The organism is Chelativorans petroleitrophicus (assembly GCF_025398195.1).
GTDB classification, from domain to species: Bacteria; Pseudomonadota; Alphaproteobacteria; order Rhizobiales; family Rhizobiaceae; genus Chelativorans; species Chelativorans petroleitrophicus.
Map to the genome: position 1 here is coordinate 1 of NZ_JAODNV010000041.1, position 8,152 is coordinate 8,152.

General features: G+C 61.9%; 7 protein-coding genes. 6 read left to right on the forward strand and 1 reads right to left on the reverse strand.

All coding sequences use genetic code 11. The features are described from left to right. Positions 1-693 precede the first annotated feature (693 nt). The 5 genes from NYR54_RS18885 to NYR54_RS18905 all read left to right on the forward strand — a co-directional run bounded on the left by NYR54_RS18885 (position 694) and on the right by NYR54_RS18905 (position 5,225). Positions 694-1,479, forward strand: coding sequence for a hypothetical protein (locus NYR54_RS18885; protein WP_261517248.1), 786 nt, complete (start codon positions 694-696; stop codon positions 1,477-1,479). A 477-nt stretch (positions 1,480-1,956) separates the two neighbouring features. Further along, positions 1,957-2,118: a hypothetical protein gene (locus NYR54_RS18890; RefSeq protein ID WP_156936675.1), complete on the forward strand. Its 162-nt coding sequence runs from the start codon at positions 1,957-1,959 to the stop codon at positions 2,116-2,118. Then, complete coding sequence (locus NYR54_RS19325; protein WP_261517249.1) at positions 2,115-4,127, forward strand: AAA family ATPase; 2,013 nt, start codon at positions 2,115-2,117, stop codon at positions 4,125-4,127. Before NYR54_RS18890 ends, NYR54_RS19325 begins: the two co-directional genes overlap by 4 nt. Then, entirely contained in the window at positions 4,114-4,476 is a 363-nt protein-coding gene (locus NYR54_RS18900; protein ID WP_261517250.1) for a DUF6634 family protein, read from the forward strand. The genes NYR54_RS19325 and NYR54_RS18900 overlap by 14 nt, the downstream gene beginning before the upstream one ends. Next, positions 4,467-5,225: an ATP-dependent metallopeptidase FtsH/Yme1/Tma family protein gene (locus NYR54_RS18905; protein ID WP_261517251.1), complete on the forward strand. Its 759-nt coding sequence runs from the start codon at positions 4,467-4,469 to the stop codon at positions 5,223-5,225. The genes NYR54_RS18900 and NYR54_RS18905 overlap by 10 nt, the downstream gene beginning before the upstream one ends. A gap of 117 nt (positions 5,226-5,342) precedes the next feature. Here the strand turns inward: NYR54_RS18905 and NYR54_RS18910 are convergent, their stop codons facing one another. Then, on the reverse strand, positions 5,343-5,828 hold the full coding sequence (locus tag NYR54_RS18910) for a GNAT family N-acetyltransferase (RefSeq protein WP_261517252.1): 486 nt from the start codon (positions 5,826-5,828) through the stop codon (positions 5,343-5,345). 216 nt (positions 5,829-6,044) lie between these two features. On the opposite strand from NYR54_RS18910, the gene cml reads away from it, so the two are divergent. Further along, the gene (gene cml / locus NYR54_RS18915; RefSeq protein WP_261517253.1) at positions 6,045-7,256 is read left to right on the forward strand and encodes a CmlA/FloR family chloramphenicol efflux MFS transporter; all 1,212 of its coding nucleotides are present in this window, start codon (positions 6,045-6,047) and stop codon (positions 7,254-7,256) included. Positions 7,257-8,152 lie beyond the last annotated feature (896 nt).

The following is an 8,152-nucleotide window of genomic DNA, read 5'->3' on the forward strand; positions in this document are numbered from 1 at the left end:
GTGTCTTCATGCTGGATCGTCCTTTTCATCGGAAGATCCACCTTATGCCCCTGTCTCGGAAACCGGGACCACCTCAGTCAGACTTCTCTTTACGGAGGTCAACCCATTCTGCAACCCTACTCCTCCACATCCTTGGTCGTGGTCATGTTCACGGCTCCGAACATTCCTCCAAATGCAATAGACGCTCGGACAATCGTAGCGAGCAGAGCTAAATGAAGGAGCCGACTGTCAACTCTCGCGAGCCATAGCCGTCGTAGCTGAGGCATTCCAAGATTGACGATCAAAGGTTCGGACGCTGCGTAACCTGCCCGACACGAACTCAGCCCATCAACCGTTGGCCAATCCGGTCACTGCACAGACACCAGAATTAACCATATCCGAGCTTACCGGCTTGAGATCTTTCGCGGATCCCGATCGGTTTGCGACGCCCAACGGGGCGCTGACGAGATCGGCCTTCGCCGGGTGCTGGCACATCTGACGAAGGCCTGACCCGAACGCCTTAATGGAGGTTTCCGGGCTATGGCAACTGTTAGACAACATCCCCGCCGGACGGAAGGCGCCCGGCGACTTATCGACGCCAATCTGCCGAGAGGAGTCAGGTCGCACGGCGACTTCTCCGGTCATCCATGCGGGGGCCTCCGACGGCGAGGCCGATCATCACGAGACGAAGGAACGGAGCAGCTGGTTTCGCAGATGATCGAGACGGCCAAGGCCGGCGCGGTACGGGACGATCCGACGTTCGGAGAATACGCTCCACTGTTCGGCTTCTTTCGTTCCTGCGTGATGCAGGAGGGTCGGCTGCTCGAACTGGCCATCGCCGATGCAGTCGACGAGAATCCTTCATTGAGTCTGCTTCCGCCAAGGCCGATGCCGATCGTTCCGGCCGCGGTGGAGATGCTCAAGAGGACTCCCGGGCATGTAGCCAGGGGGATCAGGTTTCCTTCCCGCGTCCATTCCACCGAGGCTTACAGGCCGGACCTCTTCATCGTAGACGAGGTAAAGCACACCGGGCTCATGCTCGATATCAAGCGCAGCCTCACTTCCTACCGTCCGCGGGAGATAGAGCGGCTCCGCTTCCGAATGCTGGCGGTGGCGTCGATCGCCTCGGAATGGGTTGCAGAACGACAGGGACCAGTCCTCGTCGAGGTGGAAACCGCCATCATCGATGGGGCCGACGAGGTCTCTGACCACGATCATGGCATATTTCCGCTTTCCGAGATCGACGAGCTTCTCGGCATGGAAGGCGTGCTCGAATCCATCACACGGGCACGAGCGCTGTTCGCGGAGAAGGTCCAGATGGAGCTGAGTGCCCGTTGCCGAGGACTTGTTTTCGGCGATGGCAGCAATGCGCCTGACTTCTCTGCCGAGCACAACGGAGTGCAGGCTGGAACGACGCATCCGTCCGAGATCGGACCGCCGCACTCGGCAACGGTGAGACCGGTCCGGTTCGGCTACGCCAAACGGCCGAACCTGCACTAGGGGCCTGACCGGGCGGCGCGAGTCCTTTCGGACGCTTCCCTCGGTCGACCAATCATCACCCTGACGAAACCGATGCCTGCCACGACCGCGTGGTGGGATGGGAGTCCTGCATCCATGAAGAAGCCACGCCGCAGACCACCTGCCACAAAGGTTCCGGACACTCTTTCAAGGAATCGAACCGCCTCTCCCGCTGAGACGACGCGGCAACGGGAGGCTGTAGAGCGATCATCGACCGCGGCCCCAGTGGCCACCCTGCGCCCCCCATCGCCCCTTGCCAGTGGGGGAACTACCGCCACATGGCCCTCTGTCGAGGGATTCCGCGTCGGTTCCAGAGAGCTGCTCGAGGCGCTCGGACACCGGCCGTCATGCGCTGCGCTGACGAATGCAGGACTCGTCGCCTCGTGCGACTGCCCTCCGAGCAGGCTGCATGATCCGGCCATCGTGGTCGGCGTGGTCATGCACTACGCGAGGATTGCAATGGCGCAACAAGCAGCGTTGCCTACCGTGGTCGTCGAGCTGCTGATGCTCCACGTCCATGCTGGCGACCCTGCCTGCATCATGGTGGCTGACCTCCTCTCCAGGAATGGCCTTATCGATCAGCCGCTTCTTCCCAAGTTCGGCAAGAGGATTCGCTCGTGAGCACTCGGCTGGCCGATTATCTGCTGCGCCGGCTCCGGCACAGGCTGGAAAGCCAGGCGCTCCATTGCGCGGTCGAGGAAGACCTGCTGATCGCAGGTATCCAGGATGTCGACGGCGTCCTGGTTCGGGCATTCGTCGTCCATCCTTCAATGCTCGATAGACCGCCGGATCAGATCGCCGCGGCGCTGGCGAGGATTCGGTCTCGTCCGAGGCCGCACTCCGCCCACTTCCCGAGTGCTTCGAGCTACGATCGCGGACCCGATTTCATCACGGAGGGCGAGCGCGGCAGGCGGTACGGAAGCATCAGCAACATGCCGGGTACGGGGAGTGGTGGAACCTGCGGGCGAAACGGACGCCAAGCCAAGGCTCGCATTCGCGCCCTGACCAAGGCAATTCTCCAGGAAGTGCGGCGGGCTGCCGATCGCCCGGACGCGGCCGAGGTGGCGACGTTGCTCCTCGTCGCCAGGGCGGCCGAAGAAAGCAGGGTTTCGCTCGACGACTTGCTATCCGTCCTGCGAAGCCCGCGTCCCGTGATCACCGTTGTCGGTCAGGTTGCAGGATTCGAGGCCTGTTTCCTCGATCTGCTCGCCAGGGGAGACGTCCTGCCCGGGCGGGTCGCAGTCGCGAGTGGCTCTGAGTTCGTCGACAGGGTCGTCCGGTTCCCAGATCAGGGCGCATCGCGTCGGCGGGTGATTGCATTCTGCGGAAGCTACGTCGACCCCGACGAGATCGAGGCGACCGAACGCGCATTGGGGCGCATAGCACTGCTGCCGTATCCAATCCTCGGCATTGCGGAGAACAAGAATTTCCTGCCGGAGCGGCTCACGCATACTGCGCAGCTGTCCCTTATCACTGGGCAGCTCGACGCAAGACTCGTCAGATGGGTGATCGAGGCCGTGCTTGGTGAGGCGCCCAGTCGGGACCTTCCGGACGAATCCTGTGCCCGGCTGACGCTCTCCGATCTCGCCCTTGCGATCCGGCCGGCCGTTGCACCTGCGGAGGCGGTTCATGCCCTCGAGCGCATCGCGGCCGCCAGAGGGACAGGGTTTCACTGTAGCGAGACATCGTCGTCGAAGGATTCGCGAAGGTGGTCGCCATACGGCAGCAAGGAGCCCCGCCGCCGCGCCCCTGGTTCCGGAAATGAGATCATCCAGCCGGTGAGGCCGAAGGGGGATGAAAGCGACCGTTTCGTCCTGCGCGTCGAGACCATGCCCGGCCTCGGCGAAGCAGCGGAATGGGCAAGGTCCCTGCAGGGCGACCTTGAACTGTGGCGTGCCAGCCAACTCCCTTGGGAGGAAATGTCCACCAGGCTGCTCCTCTCGGGACCTCCCGGGACAGGCAAGACGTCGTTTGCCCGGGCACTGTGCAACTCGCTTCAGGTTCCACTCATCGCCACATCCGTCTCGACCTGGCTTGAGCCCGGACATCTCGGCGATGTGCTGAAAAGGATGAGCGCTGCCTTCGCGGAAGCCGAATCCTTGAAGCCGTCGATTCTCTTGATCGACGAGATCGACGGCATCGGGACAAGGCGGCAGCGAGGCGAGCATGCCGACTACACCAATGCCATCATCAACAAGGCACTGGAGCTGCTGGACGGTGCGGTCCGCTCGACGGGCGTGATCGTCGTTGCCGCCACCAACCACCCCGAGATGATCGACCCAGCGCTGCTGCGCTCCGGCCGGCTCGAGCGGCACATCAGGCTGCCAATGCCGGACATCCCGGCGCTGATGGGAATCCTGCGCTTCCACCTGAAGGACGACCTCGAATCCGTCCGGGCAAGCGCGCCGGCCGAGGTGACGGAAGCATTCGAGTCCGCCGGTCCCTGGCAAGCCGACCTGACACAGGCAGGTCCGGATGCGGGCGGAGAAGCCACCGGGTCTGCCGTTCACTCCAGAAACCGCACGTCGGCAGCCGCGAGCAAGGACGCCAACCCATCGCGTCGGCGACCAAGCAGAGGCGTCAGACAATCAACAAGCACCACGAGTGAGGATTTGCATGGTGACGTTTGAACAGGGTCGCATTGCCGGCAACGAGCTGTTCGAAGTCGAGCATCAACGGCTGTCGAGGCTGGTCGCCGACATGGATCGGCTCCGCGAGGGAGCTACGGTCGAAGAGTTGGCTGGAGAGGCGCCGCCCTGCCTCGAACGCTGGCAGCTCGTCCAGCGACCGGCCTCGTGCCTGGTGGGGCTTTCTTTCGGACATCCGCTGCTTCCGGGCATTGGCCGCCCCATCATCACTTCGGACCTTGTCCTGTTGACAACGGACGGGTCGTGGGCGCGGACGGTGAGCCGTTGGTACCGGCTCGGCACCCCCGCTGATCCCGAAAGCGCTTCAAAAGGATACCGGCCGTGGAACTGACTGGTGATCAGGGCGCAGAAACTATTCTCCGCGCGTTGGCTCGCAGGGCATCGGGACTGAGCGGAGCCGACATCGAGCGGCTGGTTCGTGAAGCTCGCCAGGTCGCCCGGCGGGAGCGACGTCCGCTCTCATGGGACGACCTCACGCGCCGGCTGGGATCCCTGAAGCCTCCTTTGCCGGAAAACCTGCGCTGGCGGGCAGCCGTGCACGAAGCAGGCCACGCCGTTGCCGGAATGGTGCTCGGACTGGGCGAGATCGTCCTCGTGACGATCGACGCTCCGGATGGAGGCATGGTCGTCTATGAGGAAACGCCCGCGGAGGAAACCGAAGAGCATCTGAATGCGAGGCTGGTTGCACACCTGGCTGGACGCGCAGCCGAAGAGGTGATCCTCGGCTCATGTTCGGCTGGCTCCGGAGGCGATCACCGAAGCGATCTGGCTGCCGCCACACAGCTCGCCCTCAACATGGAAACGGCGTTCGGCTTTGGTGCCGACAAGCCGCTCCTTCATCTCAACAGTGGGAAACACGAGGCGGCTCTCGTCTATCGACGCGACATCGCTGAACGGGTCAACCGGCGGCTCGAGAGCGCATACGGGGAAGCTCGCGAGATCGTTCGGGAGCATGGGCAGACAGTCGAACGGCTTGCATCGCTCCTTTCGTGCCGGCGATTCCTCGAACGGCAGGAGCTCGAGCGTTTGTGTGAGGGGCTCCGATCAGCCTCGCACTTCCGAAAAATGTCCGACCGCTAGCGGGATTGTTCCCGACCGTAGGGACTCATTGTTTAAGTCTATCCTTGTGGAGCAGTTAAGTAATAAGGATTCGATGCGAGTCCGTATACAAGGATTCGCTCCAGCCTTTCCTCCGCTTTACCCGCGCCTCGGCGCGAAGCGCTTCGACACGGCATGCGCGCTGCGCCTGTATTCCTCGAAGCCGAGGCTGCTATAGTAGGCATTCGCGCGGGTATTCTCGAGTCTTATCGTGGCGTCGATGAAGATCACCCCGGCGGCCTCGGCCGCGGCGACCGTCTTCTCAAACAGGGCCCTGCCGATTCCGCGGCGGTGATGTCCGGGCTGCACGAAGGTCGAAATGAAGGCCCAGTCCGCGGGCAGTCGATCTTCGCCTGGCCACTCCGGGTCCGACCATTCGAGCGCCTGGAAGCCTCGCAACTGCGCGCCCTCCAGCGCCACAAAGCAGGAGATATGGCGCGTGGGATGGATGAACTCACGCCGTATGCGCTTCTCATCGAAAGGGGTTGTATGCGCCGTCAGTCCGCCGATGGCGATTATTTCGTTGAGGATGGGCGCCATCTGCCCGGCGTCGCCATCTCTTGCCTCCCGAATGTTGATCGTCATCAGCCTTTTCCGTTCCTTCGCCCCTCGACTGGGCGGACAAAATAGAATAATTCGAACCGCCAATTCGGTTCAAACGGGGCACGTCATGGGAGACGGCAAGTCTGCAGACAAGTAAGCCGCAGCAACGGTCTTCGTTGTTGCGGCGTTCCATAGAGCCAAACCGTTCGATGCTCTGGCGAACGCCGCTTTGTTCTTCATTCAAGCGGATGTTTCGTCATGACTTCCCCACGACATGCGTGGACTTACACGCTGCCGGCAGCCTTGCTGCTGATGGCGCCCTTCGACATCCTCGCCTCCCTGGCGATGGACATTTTCCTTCCTGTCGTGCCTGCGATGCCGGGCATCCTGAACACGACGCCCTCTATGATCCAGCTCGCACTGAGCCTTTACATGGTGATGGTCGGCGTGGGGCAAGTGGTTTTCGGCCCGCTCTCCGATCGCATCGGGCGGAGGCCGATACTGCTCACGGGCGGCGTGCTGTTCGCTGTGGCCTCCCTCGGCGCAGCTTGGTCCCCCACGGCTGAGGCCTTCCTGGCCTTCCGCTTGCTCCAAGCCTTCGGCGCCTCGGCCGCACTCGTCGCTACCTTCGCCACCGTGCGCGACGTCTACGGCAACCGTCCGGAAAACGCCGTCATCTACGGGCTGTTCAGCTCGATGCTGGCCTTCGTCTCGGCCATCGGCCCGGTCGCGGGCGCCCTGATCGCGGAAAGCTTCGGCTGGCGGACGATCTTCGTCACGCTTGCTGCTCTTGCGGCGCTTGCCGTTGCCAATGCCAGCCTCCGCTGGCATGAGACGCGCCCGGCGAGTGGCACAGGGCCCTACCCCTCGGTTCTGCCGATCTTCGCGAGCCTCCCGTTTTGGGTCTATACCCTCGGCTTCAGTGCGGCCATGGGATCGTTCTTCGTCTTCTTCTCGACGGCCCCGCGCGTGCTGATCGGCCGGGCGGGCTACACCGAATTCTGGTTCAGTCTGGCCTTTGCGACCGTGGCCCTGGTCATGATCGCGACGACCCGCTTCGCGAAAGCCTGCGCCGGCCGCTGGGGCGTGGCGGGCTGTGTGGCACGCGGTATGCTTCTGCTCGTCTGTGGCGCGGTACTCCTTGCCGCCGGGGAAACCCATGCCTCGCCCTCGTTTCTCACTTTCATCCTGCCGATGTGGGTGATGGCCGTGGGCATCGTGTTCACCGTTTCGGTCACCGCCAACGGTGCGTTGGCGGACTTCGACGCGATCGCAGGCTCGGCTGTCGCGATCTACTTCTGCATTCAGAGCCTGATCGTGAGCATTGCGGGCACGCTGGCGGTGACGCTGTTGAACGGTGACGCCGCTTGGCCTTTAGTCAGTTACGCGATGGCAATGGCCCTGCTGGTATGGGGCGGGCTAGGACTGCTTCGATTACGGGAACCTTCGTCGAAGCGTCCCAGCGAGTAGCGATGATCAATAAACTCTACTAGTTACAGTCCCGCGTATTGTCACGCTCCGGCTGGCAGGGGCGTGACGTTGGACAAAGCAAAATTGCGAACAATGACGCCTTGTAGTGCAACGGTCGGCAGACTGAGCGGTCTGTGTGTGTAGGCTGAGCCGCATGCCATGGTGTTAAACGAGATGCCTCTTAACGCCCTAATATTGCTGAAATCCACATGTTGCGAAGCTAAGTATAGTCGCGTCGAAGTAGTACCGACATTGCTGACGGCGGTCTATTGCCCGACCCCGTGATTTTCTTCGCGATTTCGTATCCCTCCCGTCTGAATTGATCTAGCTTCGCCTTCGCATCATCAATCTGATTCAGGTTTAGGTTAAATCTCAGGGCCGTTCCCGGAAACGAGGTTTGATAATTGTTTTTGGTCTTGCGCGAGAGATGTATCGCGGTGGATCCGCTCGCCAACACGAAGTTGCCCCCAGCATTTCTCGCCATACGGCGGGGGATCAAAATGTGCTCCCAAGACATGTTCAGCGCCGCCCTCTTTCGGCTCAACAATTGCGCTCGGCGGCAGATGCTAATTGCCGCTAATACTATCGGCAAGCATGTTTTGAGCGGCTCGCGCGAGCGGCATCAGCTGATGCAGAATATGACGCCAAGCCAAGCGGCTCACCAGAAGCCGAAGCGGAAAGAGACATCTTAGCGTTACGCCATCCAGCTTGAGTGCGGAAGGTCCTCGGGTATGTGAATGCGTTTATATTTGCTGAGGATTTCCTGTCGCCGCTCCCAAACGGCATCTCGAACGAGCCAAACATCGCGCGTGATGCTGTTTGAACCGCGCCGGGATTGCCGGAGGCTCCCCCTCTTGAGATTAAGGAGCCATCATGACGAAACGGAACGGCAATAC